The sequence below is a fragment of the Polaromonas sp. P4_F4 genome (assembly GCF_056401355.1).
In genome coordinates, this window is the sequence record NZ_JBFUJO010000012.1 from 109,930 (window position 1) to 126,131 (window position 16,202).

Here is a 16,202-nt window from a genome sequence, read left to right on the forward strand (position 1 = left end):
CTCACCATGTTGCGTCGTAATTTTAACCAGGCCGGCGTCAGCGCGCTGGGCACGCTGATACTGGCCACCTACCAGCAGGCCCATGCGCTTTCGCTGGGCGATCTGACCAATGCCGAGGCCAGCAGCGGCCTGAAAACCGCCCTCGAGAGGGGCGCCTTGGCGGCCGTAGCCCTGCTGGGCAAGACGGATGGATTCCTCGGCAACCCAAAAGTTCGCATTCCTTTGCCTGGTTACCTTGAAGACGCGTCGAAACTGCTCAAAACCTTCGGTCAGGGCAAGCGCATTGACGAGTTGGTGGTGTCCATCAACCGCGCAGCCGAGGCCGCCGTGCCCATGGGCAAGGACTTGCTGGTTGGCGCTGTCAAGGCCATGAGCGTGACCGACGCCAAAAACATCCTGCAGGGCGGCGAAACCTCGGTCACCAATTTCTTTGCCGAAAAAACGCGTGCCCCGCTGGGCGTGAAATTCCTGCCCGTGGTGACCAAAGCCACCGAAAAGGTCGGTCTGGCCAACAAGTACAACGAGGTCGCCGGCAAGGCCGCCGGCTTCGGCCTGGTCAAAAAAGAGGACGCCAACATCCAGCAGTACGTCACTGGCAAGACGCTGGATGGCCTGTACCTCATCATCGGTGAAGAGGAAAAGAAAATCCGCCAGGATCCCGTGGGGACCGGCAGCGAGATTCTGAAGAAGGTGTTTGGCGCGATGAAGTAAGGCCACACCCGGCCCCGGCGGTTGGCCAACAGGTCTTGCGCAGCGTGAAGGGGAACGACAGCCGCCATCAAAAGGAGAGGGCAGCTTGGGAGCCTCCTAATGAAAGACAGACAGGCGCCGCCCGCCAAGAGTCCCCATCGCAGGGCAAAGCGGAGAAGCGCTATTGCTGCTCCTGCTACTTTGCTATTTCTTCCGCGGGTCGTCTGCCGGATTCAAATAGGTAACCCCCCACGGCCCCACGCCGTGGACCTGCACAATGGTTTCGTCTTTGGTCCAGGCAAAGTGAGGCGTCTTGGGCTGCATGATGGCGACACCACCGGCTGACAGCGCCATCGTTTTCGTGTTGTCCAGTTTGTCCCCCATTCCCATATTGAAGGTTCCGGAGATCACCGTGACATGCTCAATCCCGGGATGCCAGTGGGCAGGTATCTGGTAGTTCCCCGGGAATTTGATGCGGAAGGTCACCGGGACTGCTTCACCGAGCGGGCCTTCGAGCACGGATATCTTCGCGCCCGGAGGCAACGAAGGGATATCCGCCCATTTCATTTCATCCGGCATCATCATCATGTGCTGGCTACCCGATTGCGCCCAGACCGGAGGCGCTGCCAGGCCGGCAAGGACCAGTGTTGCAGACAATGCGGCAAGCGTGCTTTTCATGAGGATCTCCTGCGAATTTTCGGGAGCCCGTGGAGCATGGCAGGGGGGCGTCGGCTCCATCACGCCTCTCTGGCCTGATACGAACAGCAAGCGGGGGGTCATGGCGGCAGCCAGGGCGCCATGACCGAAGTCGTCTGCAAGTACATCACTTATAGCCGCGTCTGGCAAGGGCCGCATCCCCCAAAAGGATGAACCGCTTGGGCAAACACCTCCGCTGGTTTGCACCCTGAGCGGCACAGGACTACGATGTGTTTCAGGTGACGCGGATGAACAAGAACCAAACACTACGTCTGCATGTGCCGGAGCCCTCGGGGCGCCCCGGCCACGAGACCGACTTTTCCTATCTGCATTTGTCACCGGCCGGCGCGGTGCGGCGCCCGCCCGTGGATGCCTCCCCCGCCGACACCAGCGACCTGGCCTACAGCCTGGTGCGGGTGCTGGATGACGACGACCGCGCGGTCGGGCCCTGGGTTCCGCCGGTGGAGCCGCAGCGCTTGCGCACCGGGTTGCGGGCCATGATGAAGACGCGCATCTACGACGCCCGCATGCTGATCGCGCAGCGGCAGAAAAAAATCTCGTTCTACATGCAGTGCCTGGGCGAGGAGGCGATTGCCACCGCGCAAGCGCTGGCGCTGCAGCCCGGCGACATGTGTTTTCCCACCTACCGCCAGCAGGGCCTGCTGCTGGCGCGCGACGACATCGACATGGTCGAGATGATCTGCCAGCTGATGTCCAACGAACGCGATCCGCTCAAGGGGCGGCAGTTGCCGGTCATGTACTCGTACAAGCGGGCTGGCTTCTTCACCATCTCGGGCAACCTGGCCACGCAGTTCATCCAGGCCGTAGGCTGGGGCATGGCGTCGGCGATCAAGGGCGACTCAAAAATAGCCTCGGCCTGGATCGGCGACGGCGCCACCGCGGAGGCCGACTTTCATACCGCGCTGACCTTTGCCCATGTGTACCGCGCACCGGTGATCCTGAACGTGGTCAACAACCAGTGGGCGATCTCCACCTTTCAGGCGATTGCCGGCGGCGAGGCGACGACCTTCGCGGCGCGTGGCGTCGGCTGCGGCATTGCCTCGCTGCGCGTGGATGGCAATGACTTCCTCGCTGTCTACGCGGCCTCGCTGTGGGCTGCAGAGCGTGCGCGCAGCAACCTGGGGCCGACGCTGATCGAGTGGGTCACCTACCGCGGCGGGGCGCACTCGACCTCGGACGACCCTTCCCGCTACCGCCCCGTCGACGATTGGGCGCACTTCCCGCTGGGCGACCCGATCGCGCGGCTCAAGGCACACCTGATGCGCACCGGTGCATGGACCGAGCAGGAGCACGAAGCCACGCAGAAGGAGTTGGAGGCCCAGGTGAGCACGGCGCTGAAGGAAGCCGAGCGCTACGGCTCGCTGGCGGACGGCCACCTGGCCGGCGCGGCGGCTATGTTCGAGGATGTCTACAAGGACATGCCGGAACACCTGCGCCGGCAGCGCGAACAACTGCTCAAGGGTGAGATGGACAACCCCAGGCGGGAGGCCTGACCATGCAGATGACCATGATCCAGGCGCTGCGCTCGGCAATGGACGTGATGCTGGAGCGTGACAGCAATGTCGTGGTGTTCGGACAGGATGTGGGTTATTTTGGCGGCGTGTTCCGCTGCACCGACGGCCTGCAGGCCAAGTATGGGCGCTCGCGCGTGTTCGACGCGCCTATCTCCGAAGGCGGTATCGTCGGCGCGGCTGTCGGCATGGCGGCCTATGGCTTGCGCCCGGTGGTCGAAATCCAGTTCGCCGACTACTTCTACCCGGCCTCCGACCAGATCGTGTCCGAGGCGGCGCGGCTGCGCCACCGCTCGGCCGCCGACTTCACGGCGCCCATGACCATCCGCATGCCCTGTGGCGGGGGCATCTACGGCGGGCAGACGCACAGCCAAAGCCCGGAGGCCTTGTTCACGCATGTCTGCGGACTGCGCACGGTGATGCCGTCCAACCCCTACGACGCCAAGGGCCTGTTGATTGCCTGCATCGAGAACGACGACCCGGTGATTTTTCTGGAGCCCAAGCGCCTGTACAACGGCCCGTTTGACGGCCACCACGACCGGCCGGCCGTGCCCTGGACCGGGCACCCGCTGGGTGAGGTGCCCGAGGGTTACTACACCGTGCCGCTGGAGTCGGCCACGGTGTTCCGCCCGGGCGCCGACCTGACGGTGCTCACCTACGGCACCATGGTCTTCGTGTCGCAAGCGGCGGCGCAGGAGAGCGGCATTGACGCCGAGATCATTGACCTGCGCAGCCTCTGGCCCATGGACCTGCAGACCGTGGTGGCGTCGGTGAAGAAAACCGGCCGCTGCGTGGTGGTGCACGAAGCCACGCGCACCAGCGGCTTCGGCGCCGAGCTGGTGGCGCTGGTGCAGGAGCACTGTTTCTACCACCTCGAAGCGCCGATTGAACGCGTGACCGGCTGGGACACGCCCTATCCGCATGCGCAGGAATGGGCCTATTTTCCCGGCCCGGCGCGCGTGGGCGCGGCGTTCAAACGGGCAATGGAGGCATAGCATGGGAGTCCACGTCATCAAGGTGCCCGACCTCGGCGAAGGCATTGCCGAGGTCGAACTGGTGGCCTGGCATGTGAAGGCTGGCGACCACGTGACCGAGGATCAGGCGCTGGCCGACGTGATGACCGACAAGGCGACGGTCGAGATCCCGTCGCCTGTGGTCGGCAAGGTGCTGGCCCTGGGCGGTGAGGTCGGCCAGGTGCTGGCGGTGGGGGCGGAGCTGATCCGCATTGAAGTGGCGGGGGAAGAGGCTGTCTCTCCCTCCCCTTCCGGGGGAGGGCCGGGGTGGGGGCCGCCGCCGCAAGCAGCGCAAGCGGCGCAGGCGGGCCAGCCCTCATCCCAACCTTCCCCCAGAGAGGGAAGGAGCGAACGGCCCATTGCCTCCCCCGCCGTACGCCGGCGCGCCTGGGAGCTGGGCATAGACCTGCAGCAGGTGGCCGCCAGCGGTGCGGGTGGCCGCATCATGCAGGCCGACCTCGAAGCCCACGTCGCCGCGCATGGAGCGGCGCATGAACTGGCAACACCGACCGTTGCGGGCCCAGTACAGCGCCACGATGAAGAACGGGTGCCGGTAGTGGGCCTGCGCCGCCGCATCGCGCAGAAGATGCAGGAGTCCAAACGCCGCATCCCGCACTTCACCTATGTTGAAGAAGTCGATGTCACCGAACTGGAGGCGCTGCGGGCACGGCTGAACGCGCAGTGGGGGGCGCGGCGCGGCCACCTGACGCTGTTGCCCCTGCTGGTGCGCGCCGTGGTGCTGGCCGTGCGCGAGTTTCCGCAGGTCAACGCCCGCTTTGACGATGAAGCCGGCGTGGTCACGCGCCATGGCGCGGTGCACCTCGGCATTGCCACCCAGACCGGGGCCGGCCTCATGGTGCCGGTGCTGCGCCATGCCGAGGCCAGAGACCTGTGGTCCAGCGCGGCAGAGATCGTGCGCCTGGCCGAAGCCGCGCGCGCCGGCAAGGCGACACGCGACGAACTCACCGGTTCGACGCTGACCCTCACCAGCCTGGGCGCCCTGGGCGGCATCGTCTCGACACCGGTGATCAACTATCCCGAAGTGGCCATCGTCGGTGTCAACCGCATCGTGGAGCGGCCGATGATGCAGGGCGGCGCGGTGGTGGCGCGGCGGATGATGAACCTGTCGTCGTCGTTTGACCACCGCGTGGTCGACGGCGTGGATGCGGCCAGGTTCGTGCAGGCCTTGCGCGGGTTTCTCGAATCCCCGGTCACGCTGTTCGTGGAGTAGGGCTAGGACCCTTGGGCAATTCGTTCGATGGCCTACACCTGATCATTGGGGAAGAAGAAAGAAAGTCCGCCAAGACCCGGTGGACACCGGCAGCGCCGTGCTGCAGAAGGTGTTTGGGGCGCTGTCGTAGGGTGATTTGCAGTCGGGGACTGATGAAGTCGGCATTCAGGGGCCTCCCTCTTTCTTGCCGTCTGGACGGTCGCGAGCCGGCAGGGCATCGCGAAAGGTATCAAACGTCTTCCACGCGGGAACTGGCGGCGTGTACCCCGACTTGGGTGCGTAGACCGAGTAGTCGACAAGTTGCATCTTGTGGATGTAGCGAGGGCAGTTCGGAAAGATGCGCGTTGCCGTGACGCGAACGATAAACACCGAGCCCGGGTACTCGGTGCGCAAGGGGTCATCTTCGCTGACCTGCGCTGTGCCGTTCACCCGAAGTCGCTTCGGATTTTCGAAGTCCAGGAACAGGAGCCCGATATGGGGGTTGACCAGAACGTTTCCCCAGGACCTGTACATTCCGTTGCCATCGTAATCAGGAATGGCAAGCGTGCGATCGTCGATGACACGGACGAACCCTGGCAAACCACCTTTGTAAGAGCAGTCGGGATGACCGTCGGCGTCAGCTGTGGCGATGAAGAACATGGGGCAACGCTCGATAAACGCTCGGTCTTCCCCGGTAAACGCCGCGCGAACGGTCACCTGCTCCAGGCGGTCCGCCAGGGGCTGTGTTTCGCGCACCTCCTGAAGACGCCGCATTCCCTCGTGATACATCGGATCGTCCGCCATGATTCCTCCCGGCAGGTCAGTGGGACCGAACCCTGACGTGCTGTGATGGCGCCAGGGATGGAGACTACTGCGCGTAGTCAGCGCTCATTGCACGAGCTGTCCAAGTTTGAAACCGGCAGGCATCAAAGGCGGCCTGCCGCAATGAGGTGATGGACTCCCCCCGCTTGTTTGCGCACATTGGCGCCATGGTCTCTATGGTCTCTATGGTCTTTTGGCATGGGGATCAACTCTTCCAACGAAAGCAGTCCACGAGCAATGCTACTACCGTTGCCGTCGATTTGGCAAAGTCTTTGTTCCCGCCAGCTGTGCTGACGAGCCGCGTCAAGCGGCGCAGTCCAGCAGGATTTTCGTCAGCGCATGCGGGTCGCTGATCATGGGGTCGTGGCCGGTCTGGATCTCGACGAATTTCGAGTTGGGCAGCCAGGCGCCGTTCCAGAATTTCGGATCTTTCGCGCGCAGGCGGCTGGGGTCAATCGTGGCTAGTGCCGGCTGTGTGCAGCTCACGTAGGTGCGTGGCACGGCGGCGACGCGCTGCATGTCGAAATTCAGCGGTGCCTGGTAGGTGTTGCCGGGGTGCGGTGTCTGGCGGCGTTTCACCCATTCGCGGTCGGCGTCATGCAGGCCAAACACTTCCGGATCGGGCGGCGGAAAGCTGAACCGGGTCGAGGCCTGCGCCGCCGTCAGGCGCTGCTGCTGCGTGGCCGCTGACTGCGTGCTGCTCCAGCTTTCGCCGGGTTTGGGCAGCACCGCATCGACGTACACCAGGTGTTTGATCCGCTTCGACAGGCGGTCGGCCACGGCGGTGCCTATCATCCCGGCGTAGGAGTGCACGGCCAGTGTCACTTCGCTGAGTTCTTCCACTTCAATGGCGCTGATCACGTCGTCGATGTGGGTATCCAGATTGATGGACGGCGACAGCAGGTGGGCACGTTCCCCCAGCCCGGTCAGCGTCACAGGGAAGACCTTGTGGTGGTCGAGCTGCAGGGCCTGGGTGACGCGCCGCCAGCACCAGCCGCCATGCCAGGCGCCGTGCACCAGAACAAAATTGTGGGTCATCAGATCACCTCGCTTCTTCCAAGTTCAGACAACTTTTCGTCGGAGTAGTTCAGCACGCTGCGCAGAACTTCCTCCGTATGCTGGCCCAGCAGCGGCGGCGGCAGGTCGCAACGCACCGGCGTGGCGCTAAGCTTGAGGGGGCTGGACACCAGCCGCAGGTCATGTTTGACAGGGTGCTGCCAGTGCGTGACCATCTGGCGGGCCTCGATTTGCGGGTCGGCAAACACCTCGGCCAGGTTGTTGATGGCGCCGCAGGGCACCTTGGCGGCTTCCAGCGCGGCCAGCCAGTCGGCCTTGGTGCGTGTTTTCAGGATGGCCTCCAGCAGCGGCACCAGCACCGCCCGGTTGCGCACGCGGTCCTGGTTTTTTGCGTAGCGCGGGTCGCTGGCCAGTTCGGGGTGACCCGCCACCGCGCAAAACTTGGCGTACTGGCCATCGTTGCCCACGGCCAGGATCAGGTGATCCTTGTGGCCGTCGGCCGCCGGCGCCACCTCAAACACCTGGTAGGGCACGATGTTCTGGTGCGCGTTGCCGGCGCGGCCCGGCGCCTTGCCGCTCACCAGGTAGTTGGCGCTGAGGTTGGCCAGCATGGCCACCTGGGTGTCGAGCAGCGCCATGTCGACCTGCTGGCCTTCGCCGGTTCTTTCGGCATGGCGGAGTGCGGCGAGGATGGCCACCGTGGCGTACATGCCGGTCATCAAATCGGCCACGGCCACGCCGACCTTTTGCGGCCCGCCGCCAATATCGTCCCGCTCGCCGGTCACGCTCATCAGGCCGCCCATGCCCTGGATGGCGTAGTCATAACCGGCGCGGTCGGCATAGGGGCCGGTCTGACCAAAGCCGGTGACCGAGCAATACACCAGGCGCGGGTTGATGCTTTTAAGCGACGCATAGTCCAGGCCATACCGCGCCATGTCGCCGACCTTGAAGTTCTCGACGAAGACGTCACAATGCGCGGCCAGTTCGCGTATCAGCGCCTGCCCGGCCGGCCGGGCAATGTCGCAGGTCACCGAGCGCTTGTTGCGGTTGGTGCCGAGGTAGTAGGCGGCCTCCTGCGTTTCTGTGCCCTGGTCGTCCTTCAAAAACGGCGGGCCCCAGGTGCGCGTGTCGTCGCCGGTGCCCGGGCGCTCGATCTTGATGACGTCGGCGCCCAGGTCGGCCAGCGTCTGAGTACACCAGGGGCCCGCGAGTACGCGGGACAAATCGAGAACGCGGATGCCGTCGAGTGAGTTCATGCCCCTATTTTGCCTTCAGGAGGCCGGCTTGCGTTATCAGATTCTCCGCGTTGGCGATCAAGGCGTGGCGACCGGGTGAGTCAGCCTCTGGATCATTCCGATGCTGGATACAAGTTCCCTGGCGTCGGCAGGTGAGCTTTTAACGCGGCGTTCGCCAGGAGTCGTGCGTAGTAGTAGTATGTTTCTGTTCCTCCCGAATGCTCCAACGCTCTAATATCCGTGCGATTCGACCTCACCACGCTAAGGCTCTTTGTCAGCGCGATCGAGCACGGCAGCATCGCAAGGGCCGCAGAGTGCGAGCACATCGTCGCTTCGGCGGCGAGCAAACGCATCGGTGACCTCGAGACCGGGCTCGGAGTCGCGCTACTCGTACGTCAGCACGCGGGAGTCGTCCCGACCGTCGCGGGCGAAGCGCTCGCCCGCCACGCGCGCGAGGTCATCAAGACGCTCGACCGAATTCCCGGGGCGGTCAGCACGCTTGCCGCGGACGATCAGCCCGATATCCGGATGTTGGCGAATCAGACCGGCGTCGTCGTCGTGGCAGCGGACCTCGCGAGCCACCTCGCGCGGCGGCCCGGGGTGAAGATTCGTCTCGGGGAAGGCCAAAGCCTGCCTATCATCGAAAGCGTCGCGCAAGGCAGCGCCGACATCGGTATCATCGGCCACTTTCAGCCCACCGACCGGCTGCACGTCGTTCCCTATCGCAGCATTCCTCTCATGCTGGTCATGCCGGCGGTGCATCCGCTGGCCGGCCGCGGGGCGCTCTCATTCGCGGACGCGCTCGAGTTCGATCTGATCACGCTGATGCAAGGCACCGCCATCCGCGGCTGGGCCCTGGCAGCAGCAGCCCGCATCGCGCGCAAGCCGAAATTCACCATGCAGGTGCAGAGTTACGAAGCGATGCGCGCGATGGTGCAGGCGGGTCTCGGGATCGCGGTCATGCCCGCGGCCAACATTCTGCCGTACGAGGGTCTCCTGCAGGTGCGCGCGCTGCCGCTCACCGATGATTGGGCGCGCATGCAGCTCTACCTGGTGTGCGACCGGGGTGCGGCCGGCATTCCTGCGATCGAGGAGCTGCTGGCGCATCTCGCCGCGGCTTGAGCCTTCGCGGCCGGCGATGGCAAGCGTTCCGAAAGATCATTTGCGAACGCAGCCGGATGGGTCCAAGCTTCGATGTAGTGCCATCAACCAGGAGCGCAGCGATGCACACCCCTATGGAATCACCAGTGAACGCCATGGCAGGCCGGCCGAAATCCGAGTATGACGCGAAGTTTCGCGCCGATCTGGACAAGTTCGTGCAGGTGACCGGCTGGACGCTGCAACAAAAGGTGGCGCTCGCGTGCCGCGTCCTCGATCGCGATGGGCACGAATCCGCGCTCGCGGGCCAGGTTTCGACGCGCGGGGAGAAGCCCGGCACCTACTGGACGCTGCGCTTCGGGCTTGGCTTCGACGAGGCCCGCGAGAGCAACATCCTGTTGATCGACGACGACTTGAACGTCCTCGCAGGCGAGGGCATGGCCAACCCCGCGAATCGATTCCATCTGTGGATCTATCGCGCCCGTCCCGAGACCCACGCAATCGTGCACACCCATCCGCCGCACGCCTCGGCGCTGTCGATGATCGCGGAGGAACTCATCGTGTCGCACATGGACACCTGCGTGCTGTACGAGAATTGCGCTTATCTGCCCGAGTGGCCGGGCGTGCCGATCGGCGACGAGGAGGGCGAGATGATCTCGGCCGCGCTGGGCGACAAGCAGGCGGTGCTGCTCGCGCACCACGGCTTGCTGACCGCGGCGAAGACGATCGAGGAGGCGGCGGTGCTCGCGTTCTACGTGGAGCGCGCGGCCAAGCTGCAACTCATGGCGCGCGCGGTGGGACCGATCAGACGGGTGAAGCCGGAACTCGCGCGCGAGGCCCGTGGCTATCGCGGCAGTCCCAAGTACATCGCTGCGACCTTCAATTACCTCGCGCGTCGCGTGCTGCGCGAGACGCCGGACTGCCTGAGCTGACGCCGCGAGGCAAGTCCATGTGCGATCCAAGTCGTCAAGTCGTGTCCCCCTGACGAACCGCGACACCTTGATCCCAGTTGATTCCAACCAAGGAACGAAAATGAAACCCCTTACAACCCACCGAATTTGCGCGGCACTGCTCGCGCTTGCAGTCGCGACGGCGTTGGCGCAAACCTACCCGAACAAGGCAATTCGCATGATCGTGCCGTACCCACCGGGCGGCGGCGCCGACATCACCGCGCGGCCGATCGCGCAGATGCTCAGCGAACGCTGGGGCCAGCCGGTCGTCATCGAGAACCACGGCGGGGCGAGCGGCATGATAGGCGCGGACATCGTCGCCAAGGCGCCGCCCGACGGCTACACCATCATGGTCAGCGCCTCGGCGGAAGTCGCGCTCAATGTCGCGCTCTTTCCGAAGATGCCGTACGACCCCGTCAGGGACTTCGCGCCGATCACGCTGGCAACGGTGACCCCGATGGCGCTCGTCGTGCATCCGTCGGTGCCCGTCACATCCTTGAAGGAATACATTGCGGTCGCAAAGGCGAAGCCCGGATCGATGACGTTCGGTTCGGTCGGCACCGGCTCCGTCCATCACTTCGCCGGCGAGTGGCTGAAAATGCTGACCCAGGTCGATATCGTGCACGTCCCGTACAAGGGCTCCGGCCCCTTGATCACCGATCTGCTCGGCGGGCATTCACCAAGCGGGTTTGCCACGCTGCTGCCGGCGATGCAACATCTGAAGGCCGGCAAGTTGCGCGCCCTGGCGGTGACGACGCAAAAGCGCGTGCCGTTGCTGCCGGACGTGCCGGCGCTCGCCGAGACGCTGCCCGGATTCGACATCACCCAGTGGAACGCGGTGTGGGCGCCGGCCGCGACGCCGAAGGACGTGCTCGACAAGCTGAGCACGGAAATCACACGCATCGTGCAGTCGCCCGAGTACAAAGCGCGCATGGCTGAGCAGGGCAGCGAGGCCATCGGCAATTCGCCATCAGAACTGGCGGCCTTTCAGAAGGCGGAAATCGACAAGTATCGCAAGATTGCACAGCAGGCGAACATCAAGGCCGACCAGTAATGATCACGGACGAGCCCGCGTGCCGTCCGGCGTTCTTCGACCTGGCAGTCTCCTTCATGCGGGCATTTGACGTCATGGGCAGCATCAAGCCCATCCTGTTCAAATTGTCGAAGGAGTTGCCCGGTTCCCGGGTTCTCGACGGTCGGCCTGGCATCGATCCGCACGCCATGGCGATGCCGACGGGACGGGACCCCGGCATGACCTACGCGCGCAAATTCGTTGAGAACGCAAAGTCAGAGGGGCTGGTCAAGGCGGCGATCGAGAGGGTGGGAATGCGCGGCGCCCTTGTGAGCACCACGCAATAACGCAGAACTGGCCGGAACCCCGTGGCGCGGGGGAATACCAGTCTTCAAAGCCGACTGAGGACGGTCGACTTTGAAAGCTGGTGGAGCGGATGAGGATCGAACTCACGACCTCTGCATTGCGAACGCAGCGCTCTCCCAGCTGAGCTACCGCCCCACGCCATTTTGATGATAATCCGAATCGCTGACCGGCGCTCGTAAAGCGTCATGCCGCCATTTTGCAATTACTGCGCAACAGGCGACATCGACATCGACATAAGATGCTCAAAATCCACGGACGCGACGCGAAAACTTGCCATGATGAAGAAGGCCATCCCCGCCTCAAGCCCTGACGCATATGTTGCCGCCCTGTCCGGCTGGCAGCGCGCCACGGTGGAGCAATTGCGGGTGGCCGTCCTGGGCGGCGGCACGCTGGCTGAAGTCATCAAGTGGAGCCACCTGGTTTACCTGTCAAACGGGCCTGTGCTGCTCATCCGCGCGGAGGAGAGTCGCGTGCTGTTCGGGTTTTGGCGAGGAAAGCGCCTCGCAGGCATGGACCCGCTTTTAAAGCCCGGCGGCAAGTACGAAATGGCCACCAGAGAACTGCGCGAAGGCGATGAAGTCAACGCTGTCCTGTCGCGCCGCCTCGCCAAAGAAGCGGTGCGGCTCAACAAGACGCTCGGTGACCCCACGAAGCTTTAGCTCACTGGCCCCCACGCTTTTTCACTGTGTGTAAACGCCGTCCCCCGAGGGGGCTAATTTTCCTTGGGAGCGGCCCGCCGGAAAATTGCACCGCGCCGGCTGCGGCTCCGCTGACAGGATCAATAGGTCTTGTACGGCAAAAACTTGCCCGACAGCACCACGTTGACGCGGTCACCTTTCGGGTCGGGCTGGCGCACGATGTCCATGCTGAAGTCGATGGCGCTCATGATGCCGTCGCCGAATTCTTCGTGAATCAGTTCCTTGATGGTGGTGCCGTAGACGCTGACGATCTCGTACCAGCGGTAGATCAGCGGGTCGGTGGGCACCGGCGTCGGGAGCGAGCCCTTGTACGGCACGACCTGCAGCCATTTTTGCTCTTCAGCCGTCAGGCCAAAAATTTTGCCGACGACTTTGGCCTGCTTGTCGTCAAAGGTCATCTGGCCCAGGCAGCCGGCGGTGACCCATTCCTTGCTGAGGCCCACCTTTTTGGCGACCGATTCCCAGGTGATGCCCTTGGCAACCTTGGTGGTGATGATTTTTTCGGTGATGTCGTTGCGGTTCATGTTTATGGCTCCTGTGTTTGAAGTGGTTTTGAGGTGGCGGTGAGGGGGGTGAACGGGTTGTGAGGATGTTGTGCAGTAGTGGTAGCCGGTGCGGGCATCAATGCGCCTTGGCGCGCATGACGAGAAAATCGACAATGTGGTTGCGCAGCTCGTAGTAGCCCGGCAGGTGGTGCAGACCGGCACGGGTGCGCTCGCGCGGCAGCGGGTTTCGCACTTCCTCGGCGATGCGGCCGGGGGCATAGCCTTGCGCGGTTTCCGTGCCGTTGCTCATCAGCAAGATGCGGTCGGCCAGCAAGATGGCTTCGTCCACGTCGTGCGTGATCATGAACACCGTCTGGTGCGTTTCACGCACGATGGTCATGAGCTCATCCTGGATCGTGCCGCGTGTCAATGCATCCAGTGCGCCAAAGGGTTCGTCCAGCAGCAGCATCTTGGGCTGGATGGCGAAGGCGCGCGCAATGCCCACACGCTGCTTCATGCCGCCCGAGAGTTGCGACGGTTTTTTGTCGATGGCGGCGCTCAGGCCCACCATGGCCACAAACTTTTCGACGTGGGCATTGACCTGCGCGGCGGTCCAGTCAGGCCAGCGGGACACCACCGCAAACGCGATGTTCTTGCGCACGGTCAGCCAGGGCATCAGCGCATGGCTTTGAAACACCACGCCGCGCTCCAGGCTGGGCCCGGCAATCTCGCGGTTGTCCATGAAGACGTGGCCTGCCGTGGCGCTGTCCAGGCCGGCCAGCACATTGAGGATGGTGGTCTTGCCGCAACCCGAGTGGCCGATGATGCAGACGAACTCGCCCTTGTCGATGGTGAAACTGACATTGGCAAACACCGGCTTGGCTGGCGCAAAGGCTTTGCTCAAGCTTTCTATTTTGAGGAATCCCTGCATGCTGTGTTCTTTCTGGGCGGGGCTGGACGCCGCTTGAGGGTTCTGAGGGCTCGCCGCTTCGGTGTGCGATGCGGGACGCAAGGCGGTTTCACTCCACATACGTCACCATCTTCTGCAACTGGGCAAAGCTGAGGTCCAGCAACATGCCGACGATGCCGATCACGAGAATGGCAAAGATCACGTTGGTCAGCGAGAGGTTGTTCCACTCGTTCCAGACAAAGTAGCCAATGCCGGTGCCGCCCACCAGCATCTCGGCGGCCACAATCACCAGCCAGGCGATGCCCATGGAAATGCGCATGCCGGTAAAAATGGTGGGCGCCGCTGCCGGCAGGATCACCAGGAAGGCCTTGCGCAGCGGGCTGACTTCCAGCGTGCTGGCCACATTGAGCCACTCGCGCTTGACGGCGGACACGCCAAAGGCGGTGTTGATCAGCATGGGCCAGACCGAGCAGATGAAGATCACAAAGATGCCCGAGATGGACGAGTCCTTGATGGTGTAAAGCGCCAGCGGCATCCAGGCCAGCGGCGAGATCGGCTTGAGCACCTGGATGAAGGGGTCAAACGCACGCCGCAGCAGGGGCGACATGCCGATCACAAAGCCTAGCGGCACGGCCACCGCGCAGGCCAGCAAAAAGCCCAGGCCCACGCGCGCCAGCGAATGGCCCAGCTGGATCAGGATGCCCTTGTCGTTGGGGCCGTTGTCATACACCGGGTTGGACACCTGCTTCCAGATCGCCGTGCCCATTTGGCCCAGCGTTGGGAATCCGGTGGTCTTGGTGTTGCCCGGGTCCTTGCCCATCATCTTCTGGTATTCGATCTGCTCGGCGCTCAGCCCCGCCGTACTGGCCACGGGCGTGCCCGGCGAAGGCAGCGTGGCGGTGTACCAGATGCCCAGGAAGGCCAGGAAGATGAGCAGCGAGACCAAGCCCGCTTTGAGATTTAATGATTTCATGGAGCTACAAGAAGTGAGCGAGCGTGGGATTTCAATGAAAACCAAGCAGGGGCCGCAGGCGCAGCGGCCCCTTGAGGGGGCAGGGAGCTACACGCAGTGAGCGACCGTGGGGGCTCATAGCTTATTGATGGCAAAGCTCTTCACATAGTCGTCCGGCCTGGCGGGGTCAAACTCCTTGCCCATGACCTTGAACTTTTTGTAGGCGCCTTCCGGCGGCCTGAAGCCGGCCAGCGACATCTGTTTTTTGGCTTCGGTGAGCAGGAACACCTTCTCGGCAATCTGCCGGTAGTTGACGTCGCCCTTCACATAGCCCCAGCGTTTCATCTGGGTCAGCATCCAGACCGCCATGCTCTGCCACGGCACCGGGTCGAAGTTGGCACGGTCGGGCACATTTTTGATATTGCCCAGGCCATCGGCAAACTTGCCGGTCAGCACCTGCTGCAAAACGGCTTCCGGCTGGTTGAGGTATTGCGTCGGCGCGATCACCTTGGCAATCAGGTCGCGGTCCTTGGGCTGGCTGGCCATGAAGGAGGCGCCCAGCACCGCGCGGTAGAGGGCCGCAAAGGTGTTGGGATTTTTCTGGATGAACTCGTCGCTCACGCCAAAGGCGCAGCACGGGTGGCCGTCCCAGATGTCCTTGGACAGGATGTGGATGAAGCCCACTTCGTCGTAGACCGCGCGCTGGTTGAAGGGATCGGGGCCGAGGAAGCCGTCGATGTTGCCCGCGCGCAGGTTGGCCACCATCTCCGGCGGCGGCACCACGCGCAGCTGCACATCGGTGTCGGGGTTCAGCCCGTTCTCGGCCAGGTAATAGCGCAGCAAAAAGTTGTGCATGCTGTACTCGAACGGAATCGCGAACTTGAAGCCCTTCCAGTTCTTCGGGTCGCGGTTGTTCTTGTGCTTGACGTGCAGCGTGATGGCCTGGCCATTGGTGTTCTGGATGCTCGCCACATTCATGTTGACCTGGTTGGACCCGAGGCCCATGGTCATGGCCAGCGGCATGGGCGACAGGAAGTGCGACGCGTCATGCTCCTTGTTGATCATCTTGTCGCGAATCAGCGCCCAGCCGGCGGTCTTGTTGAGCTGGACGTTGAGGCCTTCTTTTTTATAGAAACCCAGCGGGTCAGCCATGATCAGCGGGCTGGCGCAGGTGATGGCGATGAAGCCGATCTTGAGGTCTTTCTTTTCCAGCGGGCCGCGGTCTTGCGCCATTGCCTGCAGCGCACCCATGGGAAAGACGGAGGCAATCGCCGCGCGTGCGGTGTTGGCGCCTACCGCCCGCAGGAAGCTGCGGCGTACGCTGTCGACCGGGAACAGCGCCTTGACCAGACTGGCCTCCATGAAGCTGTGCGACAGCTCCTGCGCGCTGGCCGCAGCCGCGTCATGCTCGCCCGGTGCATGGTCCTGTCCGCAGGCGCAGCGCAGCATCAGCGGTCGGTCGGCATCATAGGCATCGAAGCGAGTGGACATCGGGTTCCCCGTTGGTAAAGATGCC

Annotated in this window: 17 protein-coding genes and 1 tRNA gene; 9 read left to right on the top strand and 9 right to left on the bottom strand. The window is 63.6% G+C overall.

Annotated elements, in window-relative coordinates:
* Positions 1–6 precede the first annotated feature (6 nt).
* On the top strand, positions 7–711 hold the full coding sequence (locus tag AC1DUR_RS14380) for a DUF4197 domain-containing protein (RefSeq protein ID WP_477720722.1): 705 nt from the start codon (positions 7–9) through the stop codon (positions 709–711).
* A gap of 183 nt (positions 712–894) precedes the next feature.
* Here AC1DUR_RS14380 and AC1DUR_RS14385 read toward each other — a convergent pair whose 3' ends face one another.
* Positions 895–1,368: a cupin domain-containing protein gene (locus tag AC1DUR_RS14385; protein WP_477720723.1), complete on the bottom strand. Its 474-nt coding sequence runs from the start codon at positions 1,366–1,368 to the stop codon at positions 895–897.
* A gap of 266 nt (positions 1,369–1,634) precedes the next feature.
* Here AC1DUR_RS14385 and AC1DUR_RS14390 point away from each other — a divergent pair, with 266 nt between their 5' ends.
* Genes AC1DUR_RS14390 through AC1DUR_RS14400 form a run of 3 tightly spaced genes read left to right on the top strand, consistent with a single transcriptional unit; the run spans position 1,635 to position 5,162 of the window.
* The gene (locus AC1DUR_RS14390) at positions 1,635–2,900 is read left to right on the top strand and encodes a thiamine pyrophosphate-dependent enzyme (RefSeq protein ID WP_477721715.1); all 1,266 of its coding nucleotides are present in this window, start codon (positions 1,635–1,637) and stop codon (positions 2,898–2,900) included.
* Between the two features lie 2 nt (positions 2,901–2,902).
* The gene (locus tag AC1DUR_RS14395; RefSeq protein ID WP_477721716.1) at positions 2,903–3,913 is read left to right on the top strand and encodes an alpha-ketoacid dehydrogenase subunit beta; all 1,011 of its coding nucleotides are present in this window, start codon (positions 2,903–2,905) and stop codon (positions 3,911–3,913) included.
* Position 3,914: 1 nt separating this feature from the next.
* The gene (locus AC1DUR_RS14400; RefSeq protein WP_477721717.1) at positions 3,915–5,162 is read left to right on the top strand and encodes a dihydrolipoamide acetyltransferase family protein; all 1,248 of its coding nucleotides are present in this window, start codon (positions 3,915–3,917) and stop codon (positions 5,160–5,162) included.
* A gap of 165 nt (positions 5,163–5,327) precedes the next feature.
* Here the strand turns inward: AC1DUR_RS14400 and AC1DUR_RS14405 are convergent, their stop codons facing one another.
* The 3 genes from AC1DUR_RS14405 to AC1DUR_RS14415 form a co-directional block, all read right to left on the bottom strand.
* Entirely contained in the window at positions 5,328–5,945 is a 618-nt protein-coding gene (locus AC1DUR_RS14405; protein WP_477721718.1) for a pyridoxamine 5'-phosphate oxidase family protein, read from the bottom strand.
* A 321-nt stretch (positions 5,946–6,266) separates the two neighbouring features.
* Positions 6,267–7,001, bottom strand: coding sequence for an alpha/beta fold hydrolase (locus AC1DUR_RS14410; protein ID WP_477720728.1), 735 nt, complete (start codon positions 6,999–7,001; stop codon positions 6,267–6,269).
* Positions 7,001–8,236 (bottom strand): CaiB/BaiF CoA transferase family protein, encoded by a 1,236-nt coding sequence (locus AC1DUR_RS14415; RefSeq protein WP_477720729.1) that lies wholly within the window; start codon positions 8,234–8,236, stop codon positions 7,001–7,003. Before AC1DUR_RS14415 ends, AC1DUR_RS14410 begins: the two co-directional genes overlap by 1 nt.
* A 219-nt stretch (positions 8,237–8,455) precedes the next feature.
* Between AC1DUR_RS14415 and AC1DUR_RS14420 the strand changes: the two genes are divergently transcribed.
* From AC1DUR_RS14420 to AC1DUR_RS14435, 4 genes are all read left to right on the top strand, one after another.
* Positions 8,456–9,337, top strand: a complete 882-nt coding sequence (locus tag AC1DUR_RS14420) for a LysR family transcriptional regulator (protein ID WP_477720730.1) — start codon at positions 8,456–8,458, stop codon at positions 9,335–9,337.
* A 134-nt stretch (positions 9,338–9,471) separates the two neighbouring features.
* On the top strand, positions 9,472–10,245 hold the full coding sequence (locus AC1DUR_RS14425) for an aldolase (protein WP_477720750.1): 774 nt from the start codon (positions 9,472–9,474) through the stop codon (positions 10,243–10,245).
* Between the two features lie 100 nt (positions 10,246–10,345).
* On the top strand, positions 10,346–11,317 hold the full coding sequence (locus tag AC1DUR_RS14430; protein ID WP_477720731.1) for a Bug family tripartite tricarboxylate transporter substrate binding protein: 972 nt from the start codon (positions 10,346–10,348) through the stop codon (positions 11,315–11,317).
* Positions 11,317–11,622, top strand: coding sequence for a hypothetical protein (locus tag AC1DUR_RS14435; protein ID WP_477720732.1), 306 nt, complete (start codon positions 11,317–11,319; stop codon positions 11,620–11,622). Before AC1DUR_RS14430 ends, AC1DUR_RS14435 begins: the two co-directional genes overlap by 1 nt.
* Before the next feature lie 78 nt (positions 11,623–11,700).
* Here the strand turns inward: AC1DUR_RS14435 and AC1DUR_RS14440 are convergent.
* Positions 11,701–11,776, bottom strand: a tRNA-Ala gene (locus AC1DUR_RS14440).
* 140 nt (positions 11,777–11,916) lie between these two features.
* Here AC1DUR_RS14440 and AC1DUR_RS14445 point away from each other — a divergent pair.
* The gene (locus tag AC1DUR_RS14445; RefSeq protein ID WP_477720733.1) at positions 11,917–12,300 is read left to right on the top strand and encodes a DUF1801 domain-containing protein; all 384 of its coding nucleotides are present in this window, start codon (positions 11,917–11,919) and stop codon (positions 12,298–12,300) included.
* A gap of 119 nt (positions 12,301–12,419) precedes the next feature.
* Here the strand turns inward: AC1DUR_RS14445 and cynS are convergent, their stop codons facing one another.
* From cynS to AC1DUR_RS14465, 4 genes are all read right to left on the bottom strand, one after another.
* On the bottom strand, positions 12,420–12,863 hold the full coding sequence (cynS, locus tag AC1DUR_RS14450; RefSeq protein ID WP_477720734.1) for a cyanase: 444 nt from the start codon (positions 12,861–12,863) through the stop codon (positions 12,420–12,422).
* 97 nt (positions 12,864–12,960) lie between these two features.
* Positions 12,961–13,854 (bottom strand): ABC transporter ATP-binding protein, encoded by an 894-nt coding sequence (locus AC1DUR_RS14455; RefSeq protein ID WP_477720735.1) that lies wholly within the window; start codon positions 13,852–13,854, stop codon positions 12,961–12,963.
* Positions 13,844–14,707, bottom strand: coding sequence for a nitrate ABC transporter permease (gene ntrB / locus AC1DUR_RS14460; protein WP_477720736.1), 864 nt, complete (start codon positions 14,705–14,707; stop codon positions 13,844–13,846). Before ntrB ends, AC1DUR_RS14455 begins: the two co-directional genes overlap by 11 nt.
* Positions 14,708–14,821: 114 nt before the next feature.
* The gene (locus AC1DUR_RS14465; RefSeq protein ID WP_477720737.1) at positions 14,822–16,177 is read right to left on the bottom strand and encodes a CmpA/NrtA family ABC transporter substrate-binding protein; all 1,356 of its coding nucleotides are present in this window, start codon (positions 16,175–16,177) and stop codon (positions 14,822–14,824) included.
* Positions 16,178–16,202: the final 25 nt, after the last annotated feature.

Bases quoted from the DNA above. Each gene is read 5' to 3' on its own strand.
- AC1DUR_RS14380 (WP_477720722.1), top strand. From the start codon at position 7: ATGTTGCGTCGTAATTTTAACCAGGCCGGCGTCAGCGCGCTGGGCACG.
- AC1DUR_RS14385 (WP_477720723.1), bottom strand. From the start codon at position 1,368: ATGAAAAGCACGCTTGCCGCATTGTCTGCAACACTGGTCCTTGCCGGC.
- AC1DUR_RS14390 (WP_477721715.1), top strand. From the start codon at position 1,635: ATGAACAAGAACCAAACACTACGTCTGCATGTGCCGGAGCCCTCGGGG.
- AC1DUR_RS14395 (WP_477721716.1), top strand. From the start codon at position 2,903: ATGCAGATGACCATGATCCAGGCGCTGCGCTCGGCAATGGACGTGATG.
- AC1DUR_RS14400 (WP_477721717.1), top strand. From the start codon at position 3,915: ATGGGAGTCCACGTCATCAAGGTGCCCGACCTCGGCGAAGGCATTGCC.
- AC1DUR_RS14405 (WP_477721718.1), bottom strand. From the start codon at position 5,945: ATGGCGGACGATCCGATGTATCACGAGGGAATGCGGCGTCTTCAGGAG.
- AC1DUR_RS14410 (WP_477720728.1), bottom strand. From the start codon at position 7,001: ATGACCCACAATTTTGTTCTGGTGCACGGCGCCTGGCATGGCGGCTGG.
- AC1DUR_RS14415 (WP_477720729.1), bottom strand. From the start codon at position 8,236: ATGAACTCACTCGACGGCATCCGCGTTCTCGATTTGTCCCGCGTACTC.
- AC1DUR_RS14425 (WP_477720750.1), top strand. From the start codon at position 9,472: ATGGCAGGCCGGCCGAAATCCGAGTATGACGCGAAGTTTCGCGCCGAT.
- AC1DUR_RS14430 (WP_477720731.1), top strand. From the start codon at position 10,346: ATGAAACCCCTTACAACCCACCGAATTTGCGCGGCACTGCTCGCGCTT.
- AC1DUR_RS14435 (WP_477720732.1), top strand. From the start codon at position 11,317: ATGATCACGGACGAGCCCGCGTGCCGTCCGGCGTTCTTCGACCTGGCA.
- AC1DUR_RS14445 (WP_477720733.1), top strand. From the start codon at position 11,917: ATGATGAAGAAGGCCATCCCCGCCTCAAGCCCTGACGCATATGTTGCC.
- cynS (WP_477720734.1), bottom strand. From the start codon at position 12,863: ATGAACCGCAACGACATCACCGAAAAAATCATCACCACCAAGGTTGCC.
- AC1DUR_RS14455 (WP_477720735.1), bottom strand. From the start codon at position 13,854: ATGTGGAGTGAAACCGCCTTGCGTCCCGCATCGCACACCGAAGCGGCG.
- ntrB (WP_477720736.1), bottom strand. From the start codon at position 14,707: ATGAAATCATTAAATCTCAAAGCGGGCTTGGTCTCGCTGCTCATCTTC.
- AC1DUR_RS14465 (WP_477720737.1), bottom strand. From the start codon at position 16,177: ATGTCCACTCGCTTCGATGCCTATGATGCCGACCGACCGCTGATGCTG.